Origin of the sequence: Chitinophaga sp. H8 (assembly GCF_040567655.1) — a bacterium.
In the GTDB taxonomy this organism is placed as follows: domain Bacteria; phylum Bacteroidota; class Bacteroidia; order Chitinophagales; family Chitinophagaceae; genus Chitinophaga; species Chitinophaga defluvii.
This window is the reverse complement of record NZ_JBEXAC010000002.1, coordinates 730,242-756,766: the sequence shown is the minus strand read 5'-3', so window position 1 is coordinate 756,766 and position 26,525 is coordinate 730,242. Positions and strand designations below refer to the sequence as shown.

Below are 26,525 nucleotides of genomic sequence, written 5' to 3'. Positions count from 1 at the left end.
ACAGGAATCACTTGTAATGACCAGACTAATCGCTATGTAATGAATTACTAATCAGCAAAACCAAATCTATGCACGTTGTTAAATGATAAAAAAATTGGGGCAATGCGACTCGCCCCAATTAACGAACACTCATGTATGTGGTAACCTGCGACCAGTTGCCACAATAAATATCCGTTTCACTAAAATCTTTACAAGTTTATGAAAATCACTTCAAACTTGGTGGTATTTCTTTGCCTCAAGCGAAAACTTTTGCTTACCATGAAATTAACCAGTGTATTAATCCTGATAGGCGTTATGCAGGTATCGGCCGGTGCCTTTGCCCAGCATAATATCAGTGAGCTGCGTGCGGAGAATAAGAGCGTAAGAGAAATCTTTAAGTTGATAGAAACTAAAAGCAATTTCCGCTTTTTTTATAATGAAGACTTTGCCGACCTGAATAAGGTGCTGAGTATCAATGTGAAAAATAAACAGCTCGAAGAAATTTTAGGGATGGTGTTCTCTAAATCCAATGTTACTTATCGGGTACTGGAAAATAACCTGGTAGTGATTACGCCGGATGGTACCCTGCGTAACAAAATAAGCGGCAGGATCATTGACGCTGCTACCGGCGACCCCTTACCCGGTGTGAGCGTTACCGTTGAAGGTACCAGCAAGGGTACTGTTACAGACGCACAGGGCAGATATACCATTGATGCTGCGGATGACAATGTCCTGGTATTCTCCTTTATGGGCTACCTCGCCCAAAAAGTAACACCTGGTGGCAGAGCCGTAATAGATATAAAACTGGAACAGGACACCAAAAAACTGGACGAGATCATTGTAGTGGGATATGGTACCACTAAAAAGAGTGATCTCACCGGATCTGTTGTATCGCTGAAAGCAGAAGACCTGGAAAAAACCGTGGTAACAAACCCAACGCAAATGCTGGCAGGCCGTGCTTCCGGTGTGCAGGTGATGCAAACCAGTGCAGCACCCGGTGGCCGTGTTTCTATCCAGGTAAGGGGTGGCAACTCTATTTCCAGTTCCAACGAACCTTTGTATGTGGTAGACGGTTTCCCCATGGCTTCCCTGGATGCTAACCAGCTGAACCCCGGAGATATCGCGTCTATGGAAGTGCTGAAAGATGCCTCCGCTACTGCTATCTATGGTGCCCGCGGTGCTAATGGAGTAGTGATCATTTCTACTAAAAAAGGCAGCCAGGGTACACGTATTACCTATGATGCCTACTATGGTATCAATAAGCTGAGTAAGAAAATACCCTTAATAGGTGCACAGGACTTTATGGGGCTGATGAATGCCAAAGCCGCTGCCAACGGACAACCGGCAGTATTCTCTCCCGACCAGATGAAAAAGGTGCTGGAAGAAGTAGGTCCACAAGGTACCGACTGGCAGCAGGAAATTTTACGTACCGGCCAAACCCAGAGCCATCAGATCTCCATCGCTACCGGTAGTGAAAATACCAAGGTATACCTGTCGGGTAACTACTTTAATCAAAAGGGGATTATCTCCAACACCGATTTTAAAAGATATACCGGTAATCTGAGCGTAGAACAGAAAGTAGGCGAGCGTTTCAAGTCAGGCGTGAATGTAAGGGGATACCGTACAGACGCTAAAAAAAGAGGCTTTGATGGCAGCATTGTAGAGTCAAACATTATGTACAATATCCTGCGGTATGATCCTACCGTGCCTATCCGTAATGCGGATGGCAGCTATGGCAGGTCCAGATTGCCCAAGTACGGCAATAACCCGCTGGTATATGTGAATGAGCCAACAGATGATGAATCTAACATCGGTTTTCATGCGGACGCTAATGCTTCATATGAAATTATCAAAGGCCTGAGCGCTAAAATAAACGCAGGATATGATTATAACTCCTACACAGAAGGTAAGTACACCCCTAAAACAGTACCGGGCAGTATAGGTAGTGCAGATAAAAGAAACAATGGTAATACCCGCGGACTGGTAGAAGCATTTTTAAACTACGACCGCTCTTTTGGTCAGCAGCATCGCCTGGGTGTACTGGCAGGGTATTCTTACCAGAAAGATCAGTTTGATGAATTGTATGGTGCCAGCTCTGATTTTGCAACAGATTATTATCTCTACAATAACCTGAATGCAGGTAACACCAAAACAGACCTGCAGTCATTAAGAACCGAGTCTGTACTGAACTCTTACTTCGGCAGGGTCAACTATGCCTATAAAGACCGCTATCTGTTTACAAGTACCCTCCGTGCGGATGGCTCTTCCCGTTTTGGTAAGAATAATAAGTTCGGTTATTTTCCCTCTGCTTCATTGGCCTGGAGAATGTCTGAAGAAGACTTTATCAAGAGCCTGGGCGTATTCTCTAACCTGAAAGTACGTACCAGCTATGGTTTAACCGGCAACGACCGTATTAACAATTACAGCTCTCTGGCTCGTATGGATATTTACCCGGTATCTACAGACGGCATAACAGCTTCTAAAGGATTGGCACCTGCCAACCTGCTGAACCCCGATCTGAAATGGGAAAGTACTTCCCAGTTTGATGTGGGATTGGATATGGGCTTCTTTGATAACCGCCTGAATGTTACCGCAGATTATTATTACAAGAAAACAAATGACCTGTTACAGAATGTACCTACTTCCAGGGTAACAGGTTTTAACTCCGTATTGCTGAATTCCGGTACACTGGAAAACAAAGGAGTAGAGTTAAGCATTGAAAGTGTAAATACTACCGGTGCGCTGAAATGGAATACCGCCTTTAATATCTCTTACAATAAAAACAAAGTAATATCCTTAGGCGACAGGGATAAGATTATCCAGGGTGGTAACAAACCTGATGGCTCCGCAGCCTACATGGATTTTAGTATCCTGCGTCCGGGACTGGCACTGAGCTCTATCTATGGTTATATCTGGGAGGGCATTATCCAGGCGGGTGAAAAATATGCACCACAGCCTAATTCAGTACCCGGTGATCCTAAGTTCAGAGATGTGGATGGTAATGGCATCATTGATGCGAATGACCGTACTGTAATTGGTAATGGTAATCCTGATTTCTTCTTTGGATTAACCAATGATTTCAAATATAAAAACTGGGACCTGACGGTATTTTTCCAGGGTTCTGTAGGTAATGATCTTTATAATGTAAACCGCCTGGTGCTGGAAGAAAACCGTTCTTATGATGCATTGAACTTCTGGCGTGCAGATAAGCCAAGTACTGAAGTGCCCCGCAACGGTTATTACAGTCTTACTTATGGTGGTTATGTAAACTCACATTTTGTTGAAAATGCTTCTTACTTAAGATGTAAGAACATTGTACTGGGGTATACTTTCCCGGTAAAGAACTGGGGTAAATCCATTCACAGTTTACGGGTATATGTAAATGCGCAGAACCTGTTTACCGTTACTAATTATACCGGTTTTGATCCGGAAGTAGGAACAGATACTACACCTACTGTAACGAATGGCGCTACCAGTTATCAGACAGGCAATCTGGGGCGTGGTAAAGACTTTAATGCTTACCCTGCAAGCCGCATATTTATGGCAGGCGTGCGCCTTGGGTTTTGATAGTATAACTATCAGGTGCAAACGAAATGTATCATTAACAGATCAAACTTTTTTACTGATATGAAGTATTTAAAATTTGTATTGATAGCAGGGTTGGCTTTAGCAACCATTTCCTGTGAAAAGTCGCTGGATGAAAAGCCATATAGTGTTATTTCCGGCGAGAATGCTTACAAAACAGCCTCCGATGCGGAAGCAGCCGTAATTGGTATGTATGCCGGATTATATCCCAACTACTGGATGTATTATGGCGGATACCACATGGTGGTAACGGATATGACTACCCCAATGGGATATGCTACTCCGGGAGGTGACTTAAACCAGATGGTGGATTTTAAATGGGCCGCTGCCAACCAGTATCTCCAGTATGAATGGCGTCATATGTTTTCCATGATTTTCCGCGCCAACCTGGTAATGGAAAAAATACCGCAGATGAAGAGTGTGCTGGATGAAACTACCGTTAAAGAATATGTGGCCAGCGCCCGTTTTTTACGCGCCCTCGGATATTATGACCTTTCCAGCCTCTGGGGAGCTGTACCTGTAGTATTGCGCAGTAACCTGGGCTTGAATGCCAAACCATTCCGTACCAAACAGGCCTTGGTAGAACAGCAGATTATTACTGACCTGGAAGCTGCATCCGTTGATCTGCCACTTAAACAACCAGCTGAAAGAGAAGCATGGGCTACCAAAGGTGCTGCTTATGGCCTGCTTTGTAAAATCTACCTGCGTCAGAAAAACTATGCGAAAGTAGAAGAGTACGCCCGCAAAATAATTGCGTTGGGACAGTATGATCTGTACCAGCCTCAAACAGAAGGCCCCAACAAACAGTATGGGGATCTGTTTCTGGAAAGCAACAAGCATGATAATGAATTTATCTTCAAGATCATGTATACCAGCAGCCCGGATGCATTGAATGGTATGGGCGTACACAACCGGCCTACTGACCTGGACAATTATGAAGGATATGCTTACTATGGCGTTTCCCTGGAATACTGGTGGACATTTGATGAAACAGACCCACGTGGAAAATGTTTCCTGTATGAATACACCAACAATACCGGTACTAAATACCAGGCGCCTAAAAAGGGACAAACCCTGCCTCCTGGTACTGAAGCGATGCCGCACGTTTATTCTAAAAAGTTCTTTGTTGAAAAAGGTAAGAACCCCGAATTTGATGGCCACAATATGCCGGTAATCCGTTATGCAGATATCCTGCTTTGCCTGGCAGAAGCCGTGAATGAGCAGAAAGGCCCCGTAGCAGAAGCGATCAATCTGGTGAATGATGTGAAAGGAAGAGCGGGAGCCAAGTTGCTCAATACCACCGGCTATTCGAAAGAAACCCTGCGGGAGAAAATTTTTGAAGAAAGAGGATGGGAGCTGGTATTTGAAATGAAACACCGGGAAGACCTGATGCGTAAAGGCACCTATGTAGAAGAATGCAATAAATATATTGATGAGAGAATTGCACGTACCGGGGTAAGCTTAAAGCACGTTGATGCCAAAAGTCTTTATTTCCCAGTTCCGCAAGAAGAACAGGATGCCAATAAAAATATCCTGGCTGAGCCAATTGATAAAATAGAGTTTCCTGCGCAGTAATATTTTGATGGGGCTGACTATGATGTCAGCCCCTTTTTATATACGTTGAAGTATATACAGTGAACACAAAACAATAAAGTTACCCGCTTATGAGTAATTACAGACCTACCATGCTGTCATTTACCAAAGGATTGGTGATGGCAGCATGGTTATTGGGGATACCGGTATTCAGTGCAGCCCAGGAAGTGAAGTATACGGTAGGCAAACCCACCTGGATGGCAGATTCATTAGGCAATCACCGTGCAGCAGTTGCTTTTAATGGCAACGGCAATATAGCCCGTGTATTGATCCCCTGGCGCCGGCGTGATGAAAGCCCTGAAAAGAAAAGGATCATTGTACAGGATGCCAAAACCGGGCAGAAGATCACTAATGTTGCTGTGATAAGTATCAACCGGGAACAGGGAGATATTTGTTTTGAACCGGTATCCGGCAAAGGCCATTATTATATTTATTACCTGCCTTATAAAAATGAAGGCAGCTCTAACTACCCGAAAGGAATTTATCAGGCACCAGAAAATACCGCAGACCAAAAGTGGCTGTCCGCTATTCCTACAGGCAGGCCTAAGTATAATGTTACCGTTAAAGAACTGCAAGCCATAGATACCTTTAACAGTTTTTATCCAATGGAGGTGATTGCTACTGCAGCAGAAACCAAACAATTGCAGCAACAGCATAAGGACGTGGCTTACCTGGTATTCCCGGAAGATAGGTTATTACCCATTAAAATGACGGACGATCTGCCGGCAAAGTGGATCCGGAAAGGGCCACAGCAAAGCTTTTCCGGAAAAGCGGATAAGGGAGAATACTATGCTTTTCAACTGGGTATTTATGCCCTCAAAGCAGTACCGGAAATAACCCTTTCGTTCAGTGATCTTAAAAGCGCTGATGGTAAGGTAATCCCGGCAAAGGCCCTGGATTGCATTAACACTTCGGGTGTAAAATATGATGCTACCCCATTTGCAAATAAAGTAACCGTACCCGCTGGGAAAATACAGGCTTTATGGTGTGGCGTAAATGTACCTGATAATGCAGCTGCCGGTATATATAAAGGTACTGTGATGATTAAACCGACAGGGATGCCTGCGGTGCCTGTAGAGTTAAGTATAACTGTAACGGATAAACAGGCGGTAAATGGTGGGGTAAATGAACCCTGGAAACAAACCAGACTTAAGTGGCTGAACTCTACGCTTGCACAGCAAAACGAGGTAATAGCCCCTTATCTGCCATTGGAGCTAAAAGATCATGTGATCAGCCTGCTGGGACGTAAAGTGTTTTTAAACCCGGATGGTTTTCCTGCGCAGATACAGACTTTCTTTACGCCAGAAATGACTTCCCTCTCCACACAGGCCAAAGACCTGTTGGCCGCACCGATGCATTTTCACTTTGTATCTGCCACCGGAAAGGACGTTACCTGGCGCAATACTGGTCTTAACATAACAACGCAGGATTCCGGTAAGATCAGCTGGCAGTCTGCCAGTACTTCCCCCGAACTGCAAATGGAGGTCCGCGCTTCCCTGGAATTTGATGGCTTTATGGATTATACCGTAAAGGTGACGGCGCTTCAGGAGGTGCACCTAAAGGATATCAGCATGCATATTCCTTTACAACAGGCAGCATCAAAATATATGATGGGGCTGAACCAAAAGGGAGGGTACCGCCCGGAACAGCTTAGCTGGAAATGGGATGTGGCCAACAAGAACCAGGATGGCGCCTGGATAGGAGATGTAAACGGAGGACTACAGTTTTCTCTGCGGGATGAGCAATATGTACGCCCGCTGAATACCAACTTTTATTTACAAAAGCCTTTATTACTCCCTGCTTCATGGGGCAATAATAACAAAGGAGGAATCACAATAGGAGCAGGAGAATCGGCAATACTGGTCAATAGCTATAGTGGAGAAAAGACATTGCAGCAGGGGGATACACTTTATTTTAATTTTCACCTCATCATCACTCCTTTTCATCCGGTAAATACAGATTTTCAATGGGCTAACCGTTTTTATCACCGGTACAACTCCCTGGATAGTATTAAAGCTACCGGTGCTACCGTGGTAAATATCCACCATGCCAATGCCATTAATCCCTGGATCAATTATCCTTTCATTGAGCACGCCCGGATGAAAAGTTATATTGATGAAGCACATCAGAAAGGGCTAAAGGTGAAGATCTACAATACCGTGCGCGAGGTGTCCAATCATGCCTATGAAACATTTGCACTGCGCAGCCTGGGGAGTGAGATATATACACCAGGTAAAGGAGGTGGTTATTCCTGGTTGCAGGAGCACATTGGTAAAAATTATCTGGCGGCCTGGTTTGTGCCGGATATAAAAGATGCAGCCATCATTAACAGTGGTATGAGCCGGTGGCATAACTATTACGTAGAAGGCATGAACTGGCTGGTGCAAAATGTAGGCATAGATGGTATTTACCTGGATGACGTAGCATTTGACCGGGTTACGATGAAGCGGATCAAAAGGGTATTGACAAAAGACGGGCATCCCGGCATTATTGATCTGCACTCTGCCAACCAGTATAATAACAGGGATGGATATATCAATAGTGCCATGCTGTATATGGAGCATTTTCCTTACCTGAACCGCTTGTGGTTTGGGGAATATTTTGATTATGAAAAGAATGATCCGGCCTTTTACTTAACGGAAGTAAGTGGTATTCCTTTTGGGTTGATGGGTGAAATGCTGCAGGATGGTGGTAACCCCTGGAGAGGGATGGTATATGGGATGACCAACCGTTTGCCCTGGAGTGATGATGCTGATCCCCGTCCAATCTGGAAGGTGTGGGATGAGTTTGGCATGCAGGGTACCCAGATGGTGGGGTATTGGGTAGCAGATAATCCCGTTAAAACAGATCATCCGCAGGTACTGGCCACTATTTACAAAAAGCCGGGCGCTGTGCTGGTATCCATTGCGAGCTGGGCCGCAACAGATACCCATGTAAAACTGCAAATAGACTGGAAAGCTTTAGGCATTAATCCGGCTACCGCCACTATCACTGCCCCGGAAGTAGATCGTTTTCAAACAGGAGCGGTTTATGAAAAGGGAGGTGCTATCCCGGTAGAGAAAAACAAAGGAAAACTACTCCTCATTAAATAGCCAGCTAAGAGCCGGAATAAAAAACAAGGCTGCCCCATCAATTTGGCGGCAGCCTTTTTCGTTCACTGTTACAGTTGAGGTACTTGTTTGTTGACCAGATAAATTTTACGGGTATATGGGATTCATAGGATAGTATCCTATTTAACGTAAAACTATATACGTCAACGGGTAAAACAAATACCTGATTGTAGGTATTTTTTTAATATCTCTTTCCTGGTATTTCTACCCTAAAGGTTTCTACACATTTTCTGTCCTGCAGGGTTACATACACGGTTTTACCATCTTTGCCACCAAAGGTAAGATTGCTGCACTGTTTGCCTTTAAGTGGTATTTCCCTGATCAGTTTGCCTGCAGGGGATAGTACTACCACTGTCCCTTTTCCCCAGCGCGTAACATAAAGGTTGCCTGCCTTGTCGCATTTCATGCCATCAAAACCATGATCGGGGAATTCTCCGAACAGTTGTTTGTTGGAGATGTTGCCGGCTTTATCCACATCATACTTCCATATTTTACGTTGCACACTTTCATTAACGTACAGCGTTTTTTCATCCGGGCTGAGTTCGATGCCATTGGCCGTACCCATATTGGCTTCAAGCAGTACGGGTTTTCCACCTTTGTCAATACGCCAGATCTGTCCTGTTTGTGCTTTCCAGTTGGGATCAGAAGCAAATAGCTGGTCTTTACGGTTTATACAGAGGTCATTAGGTTGATTGAATTTATCGGAGTGAGCATATACGCTTACTTTTTTGGTACGCATATCTACCATCAGCACGTTATGGCCGATAAAATCCGGCATGAGCATATTGCCTTTGCTGTTGAACTGGATGCTGTTAACAATACTGCTATCCGGCATGGTTACAAATATTTCGCCGCTGCCGTCGCGGGTATTGATCTTACCAATGGTACCATCCCGCTGGAAGTTGACCACATAAAGGTTGCCGGCTTTGTCAAAGTTGGGGCCTTCAATATTCTGGGAAAACATATTTTCCGCAGTAAGATCCCGGGCCTGGTATAATGGAGGTTGGGAAGGTTTACTGAATTGTGCGGTGGCGGTAAAGCTGCCAGCCATGATTATTGCCAGCAGGGATATATGTTGTTTCCTGATCATGTTAATGGTGTTTGGAGGTTCATTTAAAGGGTTAAAGTACTAAAGAAAGTTTGTAAGTCCATACGTAATACAAGGGTGGTGGTGCTTTGTGTAAGCGGCACGCAATACATGGATATTCCGGTTTAACAGACTATGAAGTAATTTATTATTTTTGCGCCCATGATCCATGTATCGGAGTTCAAAGATCTAGCGCAGCTGACTATACATAAGGTAGGTAATATGTCGCAGGAAGAGCCATTGATTTGCTCTCAGGCGCCTTTGCAACTGGAAGACGAAATGATTGGTCAGTTGTTGCTGACTTATTTTATACAACCGTTTACCAATAGTGCAGAATATTTCCGTTTTTTTCATGAAGCGGACATACAGTTAAATGAGGTATTTCAGTACTGCCGGCGGATCTTCGAGGACAAGGAAAACTTCCAGGAGCAATCTGTAAATATTGCCAAACATCTATATAAACACTCCACCCATCCTAAAATAAAAGGCGGAGAGCTTTACATTGCTTATTTTAGCAGGTGTCAGGTAGATGGAGAAGACGTAGAAGCGATTGGGATATTTAAATCTGAGAATCGGGATACTTATCTGAAAGTATTTTTATCAGATGATAATTACCAGGTGAATTATGAAGATGGAATTAATATCAGTAAATTAGACAAGGGGTGTCTGGTTTTTAATGTAGAGGAGGAAAATGGATATCAGGTTAGTATTGTAGATAGTATTAGCAAGCAAAACGAGGCCATATACTGGAAAGATGCCTTTTTACAGGTACAACGCCGGGAAGACAGTTACCATCAAACAGAAACGGCCGTAAATATGTGCAAGCAGTTTATTAATACAAAACTGCCCACTGAGTATGAAATGAATCGCGTTGATCAGGTAGATCTGCTGAATAAATCCGCCGCCTATTTTAAGGAAAAGGAGCAATTTCAATTAGATGATTTTGCGAATGAAGTACTGGGTAACCCGGATGCTATTGCTTCTTTTAAGGAGTATAAGGAAAGCTATCAGCAGGAATTTCAGCAACAATTACCGGATACATTTGATATTTCAGCATCTGCGGTTAAAAAGCAGCAGAAGGTATTTAAGAGTGTATTAAAGCTAGACCGGAACTTTCATGTTTATATTCATGGTGACAGGGAACTGGTAGAGCGGGGTTATGATGAGGCCACCAATATGAATTACTATAAGTTACTGTTTGAGAATGAGAGTTAAAGCAGGAGCATATTAAAACAATTATCAAGAATTTCTCATAAGCAAAAACCAACCAACAAAGGCTGCCTATTTGGGCGGCCTTTTCTTATAGAGGGCATAAAAAAGGACAGCCTGTTGAAGCTGCCCTTTTAGCGAATTATGCTGGTGGATTGCTGTTATTGTTGTTATTATTGTTGTTCCGGGGTTTATTCCTGGGAGGACGTCTTTGCTGGTCCTGCCGGGGTTTATTACCTGGAGCCTGCCCGTGTTGCTGGCCTTGTTGTTTTTGAGGTAGCCTGTTTTCCTGGCGGGGCTTTTGTTCGGGTCTGGGTCCTTTTTGCTCCGGCCTTGGGCCCTTTTGTTCGGGTCTGGCACCTTTTTGCTCCGGACGGCCACCTTTTTGAGGTGCTTTGTCGGGTCTGCCTTCCCCTTTATTTGCGGACCGTTGTTCTTGCTTAGATGCAGACTTTTGTTCTCCACCTTGTTTTTGACGGTCGCGGTCCTTTTGTTTTCTTTTCTGCGAAGTTTTCTCCAGTGATTTTAAGCTGATTTGTCCTACTACATCCGCAAAGCCGAGGTCTGTTTCCTTCACTTTGCTCGAAGTAGTAACTATTTCAACTGCTTTCAGGTCGTCTGGTTTGATGCCTTGTTTATTCAGCTGGCTGATTTCTTTGGCACGGCTGATGGTTAGTGGGTATTGTTTATTACTACCGGAGTAGGAATACCACATGAGGCATTTGAAGATATCTCTTTTCTGGAGAGTAGCAACACCGTTGGCAGTTTCAATGCTATCTGCATCATCAGGAAAGCCTTTGAGAGCATCCAGGTAGGTATCCAGTTCGTAGTTAAGGCAGCATTTCAGGCGGCCGCATTGGCCGGAAAGTTTAGCCTGGTTGATGGAGAGGTTCTGGTAACGGGCAGCGGTGGTATTAACACTTTTGAAGTCAGATAGCCAGGTAGAGCAACAAAGCTCTCTGCCGCAGCTACCTATACCGCCTACTTTACCCGCTTCCTGGCGGGCGCCTATCTGGCGCATTTCTACCTTTGCACGGAATTCACCAGCATATACTTTAATGAGTTCACGGAAGTCTACCCGGTCATCGGCAGTATAAAAGAAAGTGGCTTTACGGCCATCTGCCTGGATTTCTACCTCGGCCAGTTTCATTTCCAGGCCCAGATTACGTGCAATAGCCCTTGATCTGATCAGGGCGTCCTTTTCACGGGATTTATTGTCGTTCATCCGTTGCAAATCGTCGGTAGTGGCCCTGCGTAGTACTTTTTTTACTTCGGGAGTATCCTCTACCCGCCGTTTTTTCATTTGTAGTTTTACCAATTCTCCGGTAAGACTAACCGTACCTACGTCAAAACCGCTAACGCCTTCCACAGCAATCATTTCTCCTTTTTCAAAGAGTTGCCTGGTTACATTGCGGAAAAAATCTTTACGACTACCATTATTAAAGGTTACTTCTATAATGTCAAATGGTGCTAAACTATCACTCAGGGGAATATTGGCCAGCCAGTCAAATACATTTAATCTATTACATCCACCACTGCTGCAACCTCCATTGTCTTTACATCCCGCCGGCTTCCCTTCTGCACCCGTACCACATCCGGCACAAGCCATATATTTATCAGTTTAAAGTTTTATTAAATAACAATTCCAGTCATAACCCGGTCCTTTAAAGTACATATTTCCTTTTAGAAAACAAAAAGGCCGGAAGAAGCAAAGGTAACGGAAAATGTGTTGAAGTGTTGATTTCTGATGACAGATGTGCAAATGAGCTAATTGTGGCACAAGAAATGTGCGACTTACACATGCGATAAAATAATGTTGAGTGTGAAAATCATCAACAGTTTGCTGCCGGATACAGGTCAGACTACTGGCAATTCTTTTTTCCTGAAAATATATTGCAGCTTGATGGACAAGGCGTGAAACAGTAATTTGGCATTGGCGTTACGCTCTATATAATAACAGGCATTATCCAGTGTTTTGATGATCTGGTCCAGTTGGTCCATATTGGCGAGCTTATGGATTTTAGCCGCGAAATCCATTTCTTCGTCCGAAAAGGCCAGTTGACTTTTATCCATGTATTGCAGGCGAACGGTGTGTTCAAGCAGGTTGATAAAGTACCGGAGAAACTGCTTTTGATTTTCGCGGCCTGTTTTGGCACTTGAAATCCGCTCTATCCATTCCTGCAAAGCCTGACGGTTGCCCGTGAAAATACCGTTCAGCCAGTTCCGCAGTAGTTCATGGTAATCATCCTCCGAATGTTGGAGGAGGTATAAGGCTTCCCGGTAATTACCAGCAGAGATGGTAGCTACCTGTTGGGCTTTGGCAGGAGAGGCCTGGGCCCGGCTGGTGAGCGCCTGTACCATCGCGTCTTTAGAGATAGGGTTAATTTTTATCAGATGAGTCCGTGAAAGGATAGTGGCCAGTATCTGCTCCTGATTTTCTGCTACCAGGATGAAAATGGTGTTAGCAGGCGGTTCTTCAATCAGTTTAAGCAGGCGGTTACCTTCATTGCCCAGGTATTCAGGCATCCAGATCAATAATATTTTATAGCCACTTTCAAAGCTTTTGAGGTTGAGCTTATGGATAATATCTGCGCACTCATTAGCAGTAATATTGCCCTGCTTATTTTCGGCACCAATAAATTGCAGCCAGTCGTATGCATTGCCATATGGATGGGCTGTAATAAATTCCCGCCATTCATTTACATAATCGGTACTGATCGGTTTATCGCCGGCCTTCCGTGGTATTACGGGGTAGGTAAAATGTATATCAGGGTGGATATACTGCGCTGCCTTAATACAGGCAGTGCATTTACCACACGCGTCATTTTCCTGTTTGTTATCACAAACAAGATATTGGGTAAAGGCTAAGCCAAGCGGTAAGCCTCCGGCTCCTTCCGGTGCCAGCAAAATCATAGCATGGCTAAGCCGGTTATGTTGCACGGCTTGAATAAGCTGTTGTTGTACAGACTCCTGTCCTATAATGGCTGAAAAAAGCATGGCTGCAAGATACTTAAAATGTTGTGAGCATCCGATGAAGTGTTGTAGCCGGAAAGGAGCCGCTAAAAATTAGTACATCCTGTTTATTTCAGTGAAAGGTAGCAGGCATCATTAAATGTGCCCGTACTTGTAATCGCATCTTTTGTCCTAAAATAAAAGGTACCGGATACTACCTGCCGTTTTATATTGATCCTGGAAAGAATAATGCTGGCAGTGTCAATATTTAAAAACTGATATCCGTTCTGGCTTTTTATCCCCACTGCGATAGAGCCGGTATTCGTAGGTCTGTTGGTACTATAGCTGTAATCGCCCAGGGGGATGCTGTCACTGGCAAGTTGTTCGGAGGTGTAGGGGCCATGGTGTATATTCAGCACTATTTTGAAGGAGTCTGAAATGCTTTCCATGCCTAAATATTTGTAGTTGCCGGAATCTGTTTCCAGGCGAAAGAGATTGCTGTAAACAAGTTTAAGCGGAATGGTTTTTTCGTTGAAGATAAAATGCTCGGATACGCTTTCGCAGTTAAAAGGGGGCATTTCGTAATCATTCTGACAAGCTGAAAATGCAATGCAACACATGCATGCCAGCAAGAAAGTAGATATGGCTTTGCTCATAAGTATATAGTCATTGAATAATGCAAAAGGATCATTCACTTGGATAGGGGTATGCATTGTTTGCTTGTTTAACAGCAACACTTGACAATCCTCATCCAGGGATTCACAGGATAATAACTATAGTTGGCAAAGAGATTATGAATGCTGGTGTTATCAGAAAAGGTATGCCGGAATCGGCCGGCACATCTTATTATTTATGATTTGGTGTTATTTTTCAATAGCAGCAATAATTTCAGCTGACATTGGCTGAGTTTTGGGCGAAAATACTGCTTCCAGGTTACCCTTTTCATCTATCAGGTATTTCTGAAAGTTCCAGGTTACCTCCGTTGGTTGCATATTCTTAGCCTTGCTTTCTTCCAGCAACCATTTATACAGTGGGTGCATATCTGCGCCTTTTACAGAGATTTTAGCAGCCATGGGGAAAGTTACCGCATACTGCTTGGTACAGAATGCTTTGATTTCTTCATTGGAGCCGGGTTCCTGAGCGCCAAAGTTGTTGGCAGGGAAACCTACGATCACCAGTTTATTATGGTATTTTTTATAAAGTTTTTCCAACCCTTCGTACTGAGGCGTATTACCACACATGGAGGCTGTGTTTACAATCAGGATCTTTTTCCCTTTATACTTAGCGAAATCAATCTTTCCGCCATCCAGGGATTCTACTTTGAAGTCGTACACATTGCCTGCAGCAGCAATAAACATAAACATTGATATTATAGCGAGTTTAAGCATAAAGCAATTTTTAGTACAATGAATACATAGCTTGCAAAAAACAGACCATGTATTGTAAAGTTAATTATCTTGATTTAAAAATTTGCATAATTAATGCAGGATTGACAAAAGGGTAACAGGGCTACAATACGTGAGTATTTTTTCAATATATTAATAACTTAATTATAAGCAAATGCGAGACAGCCAATACTAACGGTGGCATTTGCAGTAAGCAGGATATTACTACATGCCTCGGTAGTGGCCCCTGTGGTTATAACATCATCTATAAGCAGCACATGTTGCCCGCTAACGGATTGGATGTTTGCCGGTGCAAATACAGCGGCTACATTTTGCCACCTGTCGGCCCGGTTTTTATGTGTTTGGGTACTGGTATGTTTATGTCTGTAAAGTGCGTTGGTGATCACTGGTTTTTGTACAACGGTAGCTATCCCATGAGCCAGTAAGGCAGACTGATTATAACCTCTTTGTTTTTCTTTGGCGCTGTTCAGTGGTACCGGAACGATACAGCTGATTTCGTGTAACCATTTACTTTTGTTAAGCATAAAGCCCATTTGTCTGCCCAGGTAAAGTGCAACATCTTTACGTCCCTGGTATTTAAACAGGTGGATGAGTTGCCGGAGATGGGAAGACTGTGTGTAATAATAACCTGCCATGGCATGTTGTACAGCGGTTCGGCCCCGGTAGATTTTTTCCACAGGGTTATCATCATATTGTTGAAAGTTAGTAACCGGCAGCTTGTGCTGGCATTGGAAACAAAGTACTTCCTCCTTTCCGCTAAGGTCTGTGCCGCAAACATCACAATTATGCGGATAAAATAAATGAAGCAGGGAGGCATATAGCCGGGTAAACATGTAGCTGGGGTTTTAAAACAATCGCTGATATACTTCTTCTACTCTTCCTACTGCTATTACTTCAATATTAAATTTACTGAAATCGGTACCTTTTTTATTATATCTGGAGATGAATATTTTATCGAAGCCCAGCTTTTCTGCTTCCGCAATTCGTTGTTCGATACGGTTTACTGCACGAATTTCACCACTCAGGCCTACTTCCCCCGCAAAACAAACTTTGTTGGGGATAGCCGTATCTTCATAGGAAGAGAGGAGCGCACATAATACCGCCAGATCAATGGAGGGGTCTTCTATTTTGATGCCGCCAACGATATTTAAGAATACATCTTTCACACCAAAGTGGAAGCCGCCACGTTTTTCCAGTACGGCCAGCAACAGCTGGAGCCTGCGCGAGTCAAAACCGGTAGCGGTACGTTGCGGGGTACCATAGACCGACTGTGTTACCAGTGCCTGTACTTCAATAAGCATAGGCCGCATACCTTCCATGGTAGCAGCAATAGTAATGCCGCTCAATGCATCTTCCCTTTGTGAGATCAGTATTTCTGAAGGATTGGTCACCTGCCGTAATCCCTGGCCGGTCATTTCGTAGATGCCCAGTTCGGCGGTAGAACCAAACCTGTTTTTAATGGTGCGTAAAATGCGGTAAGCATAATGTTGATCCCCTTCAAACTGGAGTACGGTATCTACCATATGTTCCAGTATTTTTGGGCCGGCAATGGTACCATCTTTGGTGATATGGCCTATAAGGAACACAGGAGTATTACTTTCCTTTGCAAATCGTTGCATTTCTGCAGTTGTTTCCCGGATCTGTGATACACTGCCGGGAGCAGATTCAATAAAAGGAGATTGTAACGTTTGAATAGAGTCAACAATGACCAGTTGTGGTTGTAATTTCTTTATTTCCTGGAAAATAGTTTGTGTAGAAGTTTCGGTAAGCAGGTAGAACTGATCGTTCTTTATCCCGATACGGTCTGCCCTCATTTTAATCTGCTGTTCACTTTCTTCCCCACTGATATAAAGTGTTTTAATCTGCTTTAGTTGTAATGCATTCTGTAGGAACAGGGTAGATTTACCAATACCAGGTTCTCCACCTACCAGTACCAGGGATCCTGGTACGATACCACCACCTAAAACCCTGTTCAGTTCTGCATCCGGCGTCAGCCATCTTTCTTCTTCCGTGCTGGTTACTTCCGCAAGATTTACAATTTTATGTACACGTGCATGATCTGATTTCCATTCCTGCTGGCGCAGTGGAATATCTTTCTGTATTTTTTCTTCTACAAAGGTATTCCATTGATCACAACTGGGGCATTTACCACTCCATTTCGCAGACTCATATCCACAATTCTGACAGAAGAAAGCTGTTTTAATTTTAGCCATATCTTAATTAACGAATGCACACAAATTACATGAATTATTAGCGGGCAGAAAAATGATTATTTGAAAAAAATGATTGTGTATAAGAGATGAAAGACATCATTTTATTCCGGAAGGCAAGTGTTAAAATGAGAAAAGAGCCAACAGAAGATTCTGCTGACTCTTTCTACTTACTAACCCATTAAATTCAGGTCTAAATTACAAAATGGCTTCAGAATAAAAAAGTTTATTTAATAGATGTTAATAACTTTAAAGGTGTTGGGCTAATGTGACAGAACGGCCGCCATCGCTTGTTTCAGGGGGTGATTTAGGTCAATATTACTTTCATTGTCCACTCATAAAATGTTGATAAATAGCATTGATGTTGATCTGTTTTGCATATAAAAAAGGACTAATAAGACGAGTGCGTCTGGCTGACACATAGTCTTGTTTTAGTAGCTAAAAAACTTATTTAAAAGACATTGTGGCAGTGTTAAATTTTATTAACCTGGCAAAACAGACAGGATATCATTACCTGTTTACCCCCAGGTAGGAAAAACTTGAATTGGAAGGAAATTTGATCAGAGGGTTGTAGTAACTTTATATATCACTTTAAATATAATAATAACATGACACCAGGAATGATGATATTGTCTTTGATATTTGTGGGGATCAGCATGCTGGTTAGCTTCCGTTTAAAAAACAAATTTAAGGAATACAGCCAGGTACCGCTGGCTTCTGGGCTTACAGGGCGTCAGATCGCGGAGAAAATGCTGCTGGACAATAATATACGTGATGTGCAGGTGATTTCAGTAGAAGGCTTTCTGTCGGATCACTACAACCCGGCTAATAAGACGGTGAATTTAAGCCCGGATGTATATAATGGAGCCACAGTGGCTGCTGCTGCGGTAGCCGCCCATGAGTGCGGCCATGCTGTACAGCATGCTACTTCCTATCAATGGCTGCAATTACGCTCTAAACTGGTACCAGTGGTGCAGATTAGTTCCAGCCTGGTACAATGGGTACTACTGGGAGGGATCCTGCTGATAAGTGTTTTCCCGCAGCTGCTACTGGCAGGTATTATCCTGTTTGCCATTACCACGCTTTTTGCCGTGATTACCCTGCCGGTGGAATTTGATGCCTCCAAAAGGGCACTGGCCTGGCTGGACCGCAGCCGGATTACAGGAGGACAGGAACATGATAAAGCTAAAGACGCCTTATGGTGGGCAGCTATGACTTATGTAGTAGCGGCAGTAGCTTCTATTGCTACCCTCTTTTACTATATTATGATCTATATGGGAGGAAGTCGTCGTAATTAATTGATTATTATAGGATTGTAAATAAAAACCCGGTGCATGCCGGGCTTTTTTATGTCCATAAACGTGTGATATACTATGATAACCAGTTTATTAGCCTTAAATTCACGCAACCCTGCCTGTGAAGTGTGTTTTCAATGATATGTTGGCAGACCAGGATCTTTTTTTATAAATTTGTTCGCACATTTAGTTAATTAATATTCAGTGACATATGCGACTATGCTACTCGTTGCTTATGAGCATATTCCTGCTCCTATGCCATTTTACCTATGCCCAGGAATTGACACTTGCCGGACGCGTAACAGATGAAGACGGTTCTACACCGTTGCCGGATGTGATTGTAAAAGTAAAAGGAGCCAGCGGAGGGGCGCTTACTGCCGGAGATGGCAGTTTTAAATTGGTGATCCCATCCGGTGCACAAATCCTGACCTTTTCCCACCAACGTTTTGTTTACAAGGAGGTTAACATAGCCGGTCAGCAACATATACTAGTTAAATTAAGCGCTAATAAAGATTTATCTGAAGTAGTAGTGGTAGGGTATGGTACCCAGGCCAGGCGTTATTTTACCGGGGCGGCTTCCAGGATTGATGGCCGGGATATAGAAAATATACCGGTAGCCAGCTTTGAATCTGCCCTGCAGGGTAAAGCGGCGGGTGTAGTAGTGGAATCAGGTAGTGGCAAGGTGGGACAGGCCATCCGGATGCGTATCCGTGGTACAGCTTCTGTTACTGCCGGTAGCCAGCCTTTATATGTGATAGATGGGCTACCTATGATCACGGATAATATGACCGACCGTTTTAATGACCCTACCAGTGCATTATCAGACATTAATCCGAATGATATTGCTGCGGTAGAGATATTGAAAGATGCTGCTGCGGCGGCTATTTATGGGGCCAGGGCTGCAAATGGTGTAGTGCTGATCACTACCCGAAAAGGTAAAGCAAGCGAAAAGACACAGGTATCCCTGAACATTAGTCATAGTTTCAGTAAGCCTACCAAAAAAAGAGGCTTCCTAACCGGAAAGGAATATGCCGATCTGTTGATGGAAAGGGCTACCAATGACGGAAAATGGGCTTATAAGTACAAAAATCCTGACCTATATCCGGACTTTGCTACTGAACAGGAAGGTATTGACTTCATGAAAGGGAGTGCAAAGGGAGTGCTGGATTACTTTACCCTGGGAGCCGACTGGCAGCAAACCCCACCGAATACTAATTGGGAAGATCTGATGTACCGGGACGTGGCGCATTCCAGTCAGGTAGATCTGGCCGTTTCCGGAGGCTCTGAAAAGACAAAATTTTATATTTCCGGATTCTATAACGACCAGGAAGCTACTATAAAAACAAACCGTTTCAGAAGATATGGGGCAAGGATCAACCTGGATCATAAAGCCAGTGAAAAGTTGTCGTTGGGGATTAACCTGGCAGTAAACAGAGCGCAACTAGACCGGGTAGCAGCAGATAATTCCTATTCTTCAGGAGGGCAGCTGGTAGCCCAAATGCCTGTTTCTCCGTTGTATGATCCGGTTACCAAATGGTATAATACCACTACCCTCTACGCTAACGGGATGATTGATGCTGCACTGAATTCCAATACACAGATTACCTTCCGCACCCTTGGAAATGTATATGGAAGCTATCAGCTCCTGCCTTCACTGAGTTTTCGCTCTGAATTGGGCGCAGATATCTATTCTATTACAGAGGATTTGTATAAAGGCCAGCGTGCTGCTGATGGGGCTGGTATTGGCCGAGGATACTCCGGCTACCTCCAGCATGCTACGATTAATACCAATAACTATTTTACCTATAACCCCATTTTGGGCGGAGCACATAGTTTGCAGGCCACACTGGGGATGAGCTATCTTCAGAATGATCTGAGAAGTAATGCTATTTCAGGAGAGCGATTCCCTTCTGATGCCATCAAAACATTATCTGCTGCTGCAGTCATTACACGAGGCACTTCAGACAAGCAGCAATATAGTTTCCTGTCTTACTTTCTGCGTGCTAACTATGCGTATCAGGGTAAATACCTGGCCACTTTCAGTGTTCGTGCAGATGGCTCTTCCCGTTTCGGGCCGGATAACCGGTATGGCGTATTTCCTGCAGGATCCTTGGGGTGGCTGATTTCTGAAGAAGATTTTCTGAAAGACCAGGATGTATTAAGCTTCCTGAAACTGAAGGGTAGTTACGGTTTGACAGGTAATGCAGAAATTGGAAATGACAGGTATCTTACGCTGATGGAGATCACCGGATACCCTAATATGTCAGGATACCGGCCTATCCAGTTGGGAAATCCAGACCTACACTGGGAAAAAACAGCGCAATCTGACATAGGTCTGGAGTTCGGATTTTTAAATAACCGTATCACTGGGGAGGTGGATTTTTATAATAAGCAAACTTCAGGGTTGTTGTTGATGACCAATGTTCCTGCTGTCAGTGGGTACAGTTATATGTACAGCAATGTTGGTAATCTTGAAAACAGGGGTGTGGAGATATTGCTCAATTCCCGTAATATAGAAAGAAACGGTTTCAGCTGGACCACCAGCCTGAACCTGGCATACAATAAGAACAAGATAAAAAATCTGGGGGGCCAGGTAATAGAAAGTGAGTACAAAGAACAACGGGCAGTAGAAGGCCAACCTTTAGGCGTGTTTTTTATGCCGGAGTTTGCCGGTGTGGACAAACAAACCGGTGATGCACTTTATTATGATAAAGATGGAAAAACGACAGCCAATTATTTCCAGGCTGAAAACAGGGTAGTGGGCAAATCCAATCCTGACTGGACGGGAGGATTGACGAATACGCTTTCTTATAAAGGATTTGACCTGAATGTGCTGTTTACTTTTGTACAGGGAAATAAGATCTATAACCGTGCGGGCAAGTATCAGACTAACTTCACTGGTTTTGATAACCAGACCCGGGATATATTGCGGAGGTGGCAAGGGCCTGACGATGAAACAGATATTCCCAGACTGACCAGTATATTTAATAATGGGGATGCATTATCCTCCCGCTGGCTATATGATGGTTCCTATGTCCGCTTAAAATCACTTTCTCTTGGATATACTCTTCCTGCCCGTGCACTGGCTGCACTGCATATTGCAAATGCCCGCGTATATGCGTCAGGGTATAACTTATGGACTGGCAGCAAATACATCAGTGATCCTGAAGTAAATACAGGCGTGGGGGTTACCAATAACATCGGCGGGGGAATAGATCTTTATTCCATTCCACAGGCCCGCACGATTACGCTGGGATTAAATGTCACGTTTTAAAAGACTTGTTGTAAAACAGTATCAGTTATCAAAAATGAAAGCAATGAAGTTATGTGTAAGATATATAGGAGGTGTGCTGATAGGGATGTTGTTGATAGCAGGGTTACCGGCCTGTAACAATAGACTGGATGTAAAGCCCGGAACAGGGATTGGACCAGGGCAGATCCTTACGGCAGGAGATGTGGAAGCCACATTAATCGGGGCTTATACCAATCTGCAGCAGTTTGAAGCCTTTGGAGAACAGTATTTTCTGATCTCTGACCTGCTGGCCAATGATAAGGAGATCTTGCTGGTGGGAAATGCAGTGCCTTACCTGGAAGTAGCCAGCCGGCAACAGCAGAAAAACTCTGTTATTGCGGAACAGATATGGGCTGGCGGATTCAGGACCATTAATGCCGTAAACCTGGTATTAAGTAAGCAACATTTGTTGGCGGCCGCCAATAAGGACCAGATTGTAGCAGAAGCTAAATTTATCAGGGGGATTACCTATTATATGTTAAGCGGATTATATGGGAAACCTTATTCCGCTGGTAATCAGACCGTAAATCTGACAGTGCCCTTAATACTGGAGCCGGTAATATCGGTACAGGACATAGAAAAGGTGAAGCTGCCCAGGGCTACAGTAGCGGTTATGTATGCCCAGATTGAAGAAGATCTGAAAGCAGGCGCAACATATATGCAGCCGGATAATGGCACGAGAGCCAATAGATTTGCTGCCTTTGCTTTTCTGTCGAGGTTATACCTGGCAGAGGGGAAATACAAGGAAGCCGCTGCTATGGCAGATTCGGTAATCACGAAAGGAGGGTTTGTATTGAGTCCGACCTTTGAAAAGGCATTTAATAATACCGCCAACAGCACGGAGGATATTTTTGCGATACAGCAAACAGCACAGAGTAGCGGTGGCTCCAGTAATAATGGCCTGATCACTTTTTACACCTCTGCGCGTGCCGGCAGGGGGGATGCGCAGGTAGATGTGCGTCAGTTGAGCCTGTATGAGGATGGCGACAGCCGTAAGGACTTTATTTATGATGGCTATAGCAGCTCCGGGTCTACGGGCAAGTATACCGGCAAGTGGAAGCAGCAGTATACCAATATACCGGTAATCCGTTTGGCAGAGATGTACCTGACCCGTGCGGAGGCTAATTTACGGGCAGGCACTGTGGTAGGGGATACCCCATTGAATGATGTAAATGCGGTGAGGGGGCGGTCTAACGCTGGCCAATTGGGCAGTGTTACGGCAGATGAGGTGGTCGCAGAGCGTTTCCGGGAGCTGGTATATGAGGGAGATAAGCTGTGGACGGTAAAACGGTTGAAGCTGGATGTGGGCAGCAGGGCCTATGATCATCCCAAGCTGATATTGCCGGTACCACAGCGGGAGATTGCTTCCAATCCGAAGTTGGAGCAGAACAAGGATTATTAGTAAGCTATATAGTATTACCATTTTAAAAGGCTGTTCCGGAATCCTCCGGAGCAGCCTTTGTGCTTAAAATGCCGGGAAAGTTGGTGGTATGAAGCGCATATTCAGGGCATTTGAGTAGCTGTTAATAACTTTTAATCAAAAATTTTATTGAAAATCAATTCGTTGCAAAGGGGCGATGTAAAAAAGTGTTCAAAATGTATGGTTATTATAATATTGGTACTTAACTTTGCACTCCCGATTTTAGGGAATTTTTTACAAGAGTAAAATTTTATCGCATACAATAATGAATACTTTAAGTTTCAAAACCAAATCCGCCAATGACGCTTACGTAAAGCGCGACTGGCACATTGTGGATGCTACCAACATGACACTTGGCAGAATGTGTGCTAAGATGGCGGCCATTTTAAGAGGCAAAAACAAGCCTTACTACACACCTCATACAGACTGTGGTGATTATATTATTGTAATCAATGCAGAGAAGGTGATTTTGACCGGCAATAAACTAAACGATAAGGAATACATCCACTACACCGGTTTTCCTGGTGGTCAGAGAGTAGAACTGGCAAAGGACCTGATCCGTCGCCGTCCTGAGGTAATGATCGAAAAGGCAATCAAGGGTATGTTACCTAAGAACCGCCTGGGTCGTGCCATGTACAAAAAACTGTTTGTATATGCCGGCGCTGAGCATCCGCATACTGCGCAGAAACCTCAACCTTTAACATTCTAATTTTTTTCTGATACATGGAAAAGCAAAAAAATACAATAGGTCGTCGTAAGGAAGCTGTTGCCCGCGTATATCTCAGCAAGGGTACCGGTAACGTTATCATCAACGACAAAGATTATAAAAATTATTTTTCCCTGATCTACCTGCAAAACCAGGTGGAGCTGCCTTTTAAAACCATTGACGCGCTGGATAAGTTTGACGTGAAGGTGAATGCGCAAGGTGGTGGAATCAAGGGTCAGGCAGAAGCGATAAAATTAGGAATTGCCCGTGCATTGTGCGAAGTGAATCCTGAGTTCCGTCCTGCACTGAAAGCTGCCGGTTTGCTGAAACGCGATCCGAGAGCAGTTGAACGTAAGAAACCAGGTAAAGCTAAAGCTAGAAGAAGCTTCCAGTTCTCTAAACGTTAATATTCGGCGCTTTTGGTTATTAGCGTGGTGCTAAAGCCGACAGCTAAACATTATTTGATCCTTTTAATTGAGCAATACAAACATGGAAAATAATACCTCATTGCAGCAGCAATTACTGGAGGCAGGTGTTCACTTCGGTCACCTGAAGAAAAAATGGAACCCCAAAATGCTGCCTTATATTTTCGCAGAAAAGAAAGGTATTCATATCATTGATCTGAACAAAACCGTGGAAGGTTTACAGGATGCAGCAGCAGCCCTGAAATCTATCGCAAAAAGCGGTAAGAAGATCATGTTCGTTGCTACCAAGAAGCAAGCGAAAGAAATCGTAGCAGAAGCTGCTAAACGCGTAAACATGCCTTACGTTACTGAAAGGTGGTTAGGTGGTATGTTGACCAACTTCTCTACTATCCGTAAGAGTGTAAAGAAAATGCAGAGCATTGAAAAGATGCTGACTGACGGTACTTTCGATAATATTACCAAGAAAGAGCGTCTTACTTTAAGCCGTGATAAAGAGAAAATGGAGAAAGTGCTGGGTGGTATTGCCCAACTGGCACGTGTACCAGCAGCATTGTTTATGGTAGATATCAGCCATGAGCACATTGCATTGGCAGAAGCTAAACGCCTGGGTATTTCTACCTTCGGTATGGTGGATACCAACTCTGATCCTACTAAAGTAGACTTTGCTATTCCTTCCAATGATGATGCAACTAAATCAATCGCGATCATTACCAACTACATAGCAGCAGCTATCGCAGAAGGTTTATCTGAAAGAGCGAACGAAAAAACTGAAGAAGCAGAGGAAGAAGAAGATACAGACGCAAACCTGCGCAGATTTGAAATGGAAGGTGAAAACGACCGTGAAAGAGGCAGAAGATCTGCAGGTGGACCCGGTGGTGCAGCCAGAGGTGCAGGTGGCCCTGGAAGAGGCCCTGGTGGTGGAGCTAACAGAGGTGGCGGAGCCAACAGAGGCGGTGGTGCTAACCGTGGTGGTGGTGCCGGCGGCGGACAACGCCGTTCTCCTAACAGCGGCGGCGGTGCCGGCGGTGGAAGAAGACCAGGTGGCCCAAGATAAGTAATTAGGTGCTAATGGTTAACTGTTAAGTTACGTACCGTTACTAAAGAACGGTCTGTAATTTAGTAGTTAACCATTAGCTAATATAACCCCACTATATTCGCAAATATTATTTCAACTTTTAAACTAATTATAGACCATGGCAACAATTACAGCAGCTGATGTAAATAAACTGCGTCAGCAAACTGGTGCTGGTATGATGGACTGCAGAAAGGCACTGGTGGAAAGTGATGGTGATTTTGAAAAAGCAGTAGACTATCTGCGTAAGAAAGGACAAAAAGTAGCCGCTTTGCGTTCTGACCGCGAAACTAAAGAAGGTGTAATCATTGCTAAAACCGGCGCTGACAACAAAACCGGCGTTATTGTAGCTTTAGGTTGCGAAACTGACTTCGTAGCAAAGAATGAAGATTTTGTAAAGTTTGCACAATCTATTGTAGACCTGGCATTGGCAAATGGTGTTAAAACCGTTGAAGAACTGGGCGCTGCAAAACTGGATGATGCTACTGTTGCTGATAAAGTAAACGACCAGGTAGCGAAGATTGGTGAAAAAATCAACCTGAGCAAATTCGAAATGATCGAAGCTGCTGCAGTAACTGCTTACATTCATGGTAACTACCGTATGGGTGTATTGGTTGGTTTCTCTAAACCTGTTTCTGACGAAGTAGGTAAAGACATTGCTATGCAGATTGCTGCAATGAACCCAATCGCTGTAGATGCTGACGGTGTTCCTGCTGACCTGATTGCCCGTGAAAGAGAAATCGCGGTAGATCAGATTAAGGCAGAAGGTAAACCTGCTGAAATGGCGGAGAAAATTGCTCAGGGCAAAATCGCTAAGTTCTTTAAAGAAAGCACCCTGCTGCAACAGGCGTTTGTAAAGGATGGTAACAAATCCGTAGCAGACTATCTGAAATCTATAGATGCTGATCTGAAAGTAACTTCCTTCAAACGAATTGCTTTAGGTTAATCAAAACATATTAAAAAAAAGGAGAGAACGAAAATTCTCTCCTTTTTTTTGCGCAACATAATAAAAGCTGGGAACGGGGGTATCAGAGATACTTCCAGCGAACCGGCTCCGGACTGAAAGGGGAATAGCGCAAATAAAGCAGGAAAGAGGCGTTGTAAGGGGTATCAGGAGAGAAGCCCGTACTTTTTACTTCCAGGAATTTTTCCGCTTTAAATTGTATATTAGAAGACCGTAACTA

18 protein-coding genes are annotated in these 26,525 nt (G+C 43.9%); 11 read left to right on the top strand and 7 right to left on the bottom strand.

Annotated features, from left to right (window positions below):
* Window positions 1-258: 258 nt before the first annotated feature.
* From ABR189_RS16915 to ABR189_RS16905, 3 genes are all read left to right on the top strand, one after another.
* The gene (locus tag ABR189_RS16915; RefSeq protein ID WP_354661637.1) at window positions 259-3,546 is read left to right on the top strand and encodes a TonB-dependent receptor; all 3,288 of its coding nucleotides are present in this window, start codon (window positions 259-261) and stop codon (window positions 3,544-3,546) included.
* A gap of 60 nt (window positions 3,547-3,606) precedes the next feature.
* On the top strand, window positions 3,607-5,139 hold the full coding sequence (locus ABR189_RS16910) for a RagB/SusD family nutrient uptake outer membrane protein (RefSeq protein ID WP_354661636.1): 1,533 nt from the start codon (window positions 3,607-3,609) through the stop codon (window positions 5,137-5,139).
* 89 nt (window positions 5,140-5,228) lie between these two features.
* A complete protein-coding gene (locus ABR189_RS16905) occupies window positions 5,229-8,249 on the top strand; it encodes a glycoside hydrolase domain-containing protein (RefSeq protein ID WP_354661635.1) in 3,021 nt (1,006 codons plus the stop codon).
* A gap of 199 nt (window positions 8,250-8,448) precedes the next feature.
* Here the strand turns inward: ABR189_RS16905 and ABR189_RS16900 are convergent, their stop codons facing one another.
* Window positions 8,449-9,357, bottom strand: coding sequence for an SMP-30/gluconolactonase/LRE family protein (locus ABR189_RS16900; protein WP_354661634.1), 909 nt, complete (start codon window positions 9,355-9,357; stop codon window positions 8,449-8,451).
* A 159-nt stretch (window positions 9,358-9,516) separates the two neighbouring features.
* On the opposite strand from ABR189_RS16900, the gene ABR189_RS16895 reads away from it, so the two are divergent.
* Window positions 9,517-10,569, top strand: coding sequence for a nucleoid-associated protein (locus ABR189_RS16895; RefSeq protein WP_354661633.1), 1,053 nt, complete (start codon window positions 9,517-9,519; stop codon window positions 10,567-10,569).
* Window positions 10,570-10,705: 136 nt separating this feature from the next.
* Here the strand turns inward: ABR189_RS16895 and ricT are convergent, their stop codons facing one another.
* The 6 genes from ricT to radA form a co-directional block, all read right to left on the bottom strand.
* Window positions 10,706-12,172: a regulatory iron-sulfur-containing complex subunit RicT gene (gene ricT, locus ABR189_RS16890; RefSeq protein WP_354661632.1), complete on the bottom strand. Its 1,467-nt coding sequence runs from the start codon at window positions 12,170-12,172 to the stop codon at window positions 10,706-10,708.
* Between the two features lie 248 nt (window positions 12,173-12,420).
* A complete protein-coding gene (locus tag ABR189_RS16885; RefSeq protein ID WP_354661631.1) occupies window positions 12,421-13,560 on the bottom strand; it encodes a DNA polymerase III subunit in 1,140 nt (379 codons plus the stop codon).
* Window positions 13,561-13,643: 83 nt separating this feature from the next.
* Window positions 13,644-14,228 carry a hypothetical protein gene (locus tag ABR189_RS16880; RefSeq protein ID WP_354661630.1) on the bottom strand — a complete coding sequence of 195 codons (585 nt, stop codon included), beginning with the start codon at window positions 14,226-14,228 and terminating at the stop codon, window positions 13,644-13,646.
* A 150-nt stretch (window positions 14,229-14,378) separates the two neighbouring features.
* Entirely contained in the window at window positions 14,379-14,879 is a 501-nt protein-coding gene (locus tag ABR189_RS16875) for a glutathione peroxidase (protein WP_354661629.1), read from the bottom strand.
* A gap of 182 nt (window positions 14,880-15,061) precedes the next feature.
* Window positions 15,062-15,754, bottom strand: coding sequence for a ComF family protein (locus ABR189_RS16870; protein ID WP_354661628.1), 693 nt, complete (start codon window positions 15,752-15,754; stop codon window positions 15,062-15,064).
* Between the two features lie 12 nt (window positions 15,755-15,766).
* Window positions 15,767-17,134, bottom strand: coding sequence for a DNA repair protein RadA (radA, locus tag ABR189_RS16865; protein ID WP_354661627.1), 1,368 nt, complete (start codon window positions 17,132-17,134; stop codon window positions 15,767-15,769).
* A gap of 605 nt (window positions 17,135-17,739) precedes the next feature.
* Between radA and ABR189_RS16860 the strand changes: the two genes are divergently transcribed.
* The 7 genes from ABR189_RS16860 (at window position 17,740) to tsf (ending at window position 26,287) form a co-directional block, all read left to right on the top strand.
* Window positions 17,740-18,429: a zinc metallopeptidase gene (locus tag ABR189_RS16860; RefSeq protein ID WP_354661626.1), complete on the top strand. Its 690-nt coding sequence runs from the start codon at window positions 17,740-17,742 to the stop codon at window positions 18,427-18,429.
* A 232-nt stretch (window positions 18,430-18,661) separates the two neighbouring features.
* A complete protein-coding gene (locus ABR189_RS16855) occupies window positions 18,662-21,700 on the top strand; it encodes a SusC/RagA family TonB-linked outer membrane protein (RefSeq protein ID WP_354661625.1) in 3,039 nt (1,012 codons plus the stop codon).
* Between the two features lie 43 nt (window positions 21,701-21,743).
* On the top strand, window positions 21,744-23,120 hold the full coding sequence (locus ABR189_RS16850) for a RagB/SusD family nutrient uptake outer membrane protein (protein ID WP_354661624.1): 1,377 nt from the start codon (window positions 21,744-21,746) through the stop codon (window positions 23,118-23,120).
* A gap of 283 nt (window positions 23,121-23,403) precedes the next feature.
* Window positions 23,404-23,847 (top strand): 50S ribosomal protein L13, encoded by a 444-nt coding sequence (rplM, locus tag ABR189_RS16845; RefSeq protein ID WP_354661623.1) that lies wholly within the window; start codon window positions 23,404-23,406, stop codon window positions 23,845-23,847.
* A gap of 14 nt (window positions 23,848-23,861) precedes the next feature.
* The gene (gene rpsI / locus ABR189_RS16840; RefSeq protein WP_354661622.1) at window positions 23,862-24,251 is read left to right on the top strand and encodes a 30S ribosomal protein S9; all 390 of its coding nucleotides are present in this window, start codon (window positions 23,862-23,864) and stop codon (window positions 24,249-24,251) included.
* Between the two features lie 82 nt (window positions 24,252-24,333).
* A complete protein-coding gene (rpsB, locus tag ABR189_RS16835) occupies window positions 24,334-25,323 on the top strand; it encodes a 30S ribosomal protein S2 (RefSeq protein WP_354661621.1) in 990 nt (329 codons plus the stop codon).
* Window positions 25,324-25,462: 139 nt separating this feature from the next.
* Entirely contained in the window at window positions 25,463-26,287 is an 825-nt protein-coding gene (gene tsf, locus ABR189_RS16830) for a translation elongation factor Ts (protein ID WP_354661620.1), read from the top strand.
* Window positions 26,288-26,525 lie beyond the last annotated feature (238 nt).

Excerpts from the sequence above, each read along its gene's own strand:
- ABR189_RS16915 (WP_354661637.1), top strand. The coding sequence starts at position 259 with ATGAAATTAACCAGTGTATTAATCCTGATAGGCGTTATGCAGGTATCG.
- tsf (WP_354661620.1), top strand. The coding sequence starts at position 25,463 with ATGGCAACAATTACAGCAGCTGATGTAAATAAACTGCGTCAGCAAACT.
- ABR189_RS16910 (WP_354661636.1), top strand. The coding sequence starts at position 3,607 with ATGAAGTATTTAAAATTTGTATTGATAGCAGGGTTGGCTTTAGCAACC.
- ABR189_RS16875 (WP_354661629.1), bottom strand. The coding sequence starts at position 14,879 with ATGTTTATGTTTATTGCTGCTGCAGGCAATGTGTACGACTTCAAAGTA.
- ricT (WP_354661632.1), bottom strand. The coding sequence starts at position 12,172 with ATGGCTTGTGCCGGATGTGGTACGGGTGCAGAAGGGAAGCCGGCGGGA.
- ABR189_RS16885 (WP_354661631.1), bottom strand. The coding sequence starts at position 13,560 with ATGCTTTTTTCAGCCATTATAGGACAGGAGTCTGTACAACAACAGCTT.
- rplM (WP_354661623.1), top strand. The coding sequence starts at position 23,404 with ATGAATACTTTAAGTTTCAAAACCAAATCCGCCAATGACGCTTACGTA.
- ABR189_RS16850 (WP_354661624.1), top strand. The coding sequence starts at position 21,744 with ATGAAGTTATGTGTAAGATATATAGGAGGTGTGCTGATAGGGATGTTG.
- rpsB (WP_354661621.1), top strand. The coding sequence starts at position 24,334 with ATGGAAAATAATACCTCATTGCAGCAGCAATTACTGGAGGCAGGTGTT.
- ABR189_RS16855 (WP_354661625.1), top strand. The coding sequence starts at position 18,662 with ATGAGCATATTCCTGCTCCTATGCCATTTTACCTATGCCCAGGAATTG.
- rpsI (WP_354661622.1), top strand. The coding sequence starts at position 23,862 with ATGGAAAAGCAAAAAAATACAATAGGTCGTCGTAAGGAAGCTGTTGCC.
- ABR189_RS16880 (WP_354661630.1), bottom strand. The coding sequence starts at position 14,228 with ATGCATACCCCTATCCAAGTGAATGATCCTTTTGCATTATTCAATGAC.
- ABR189_RS16860 (WP_354661626.1), top strand. The coding sequence starts at position 17,740 with ATGACACCAGGAATGATGATATTGTCTTTGATATTTGTGGGGATCAGC.
- radA (WP_354661627.1), bottom strand. The coding sequence starts at position 17,134 with ATGGCTAAAATTAAAACAGCTTTCTTCTGTCAGAATTGTGGATATGAG.
- ABR189_RS16895 (WP_354661633.1), top strand. The coding sequence starts at position 9,517 with ATGATCCATGTATCGGAGTTCAAAGATCTAGCGCAGCTGACTATACAT.
- ABR189_RS16870 (WP_354661628.1), bottom strand. The coding sequence starts at position 15,754 with ATGTTTACCCGGCTATATGCCTCCCTGCTTCATTTATTTTATCCGCAT.
- ABR189_RS16900 (WP_354661634.1), bottom strand. The coding sequence starts at position 9,357 with ATGATCAGGAAACAACATATATCCCTGCTGGCAATAATCATGGCTGGC.
- ABR189_RS16905 (WP_354661635.1), top strand. The coding sequence starts at position 5,229 with ATGAGTAATTACAGACCTACCATGCTGTCATTTACCAAAGGATTGGTG.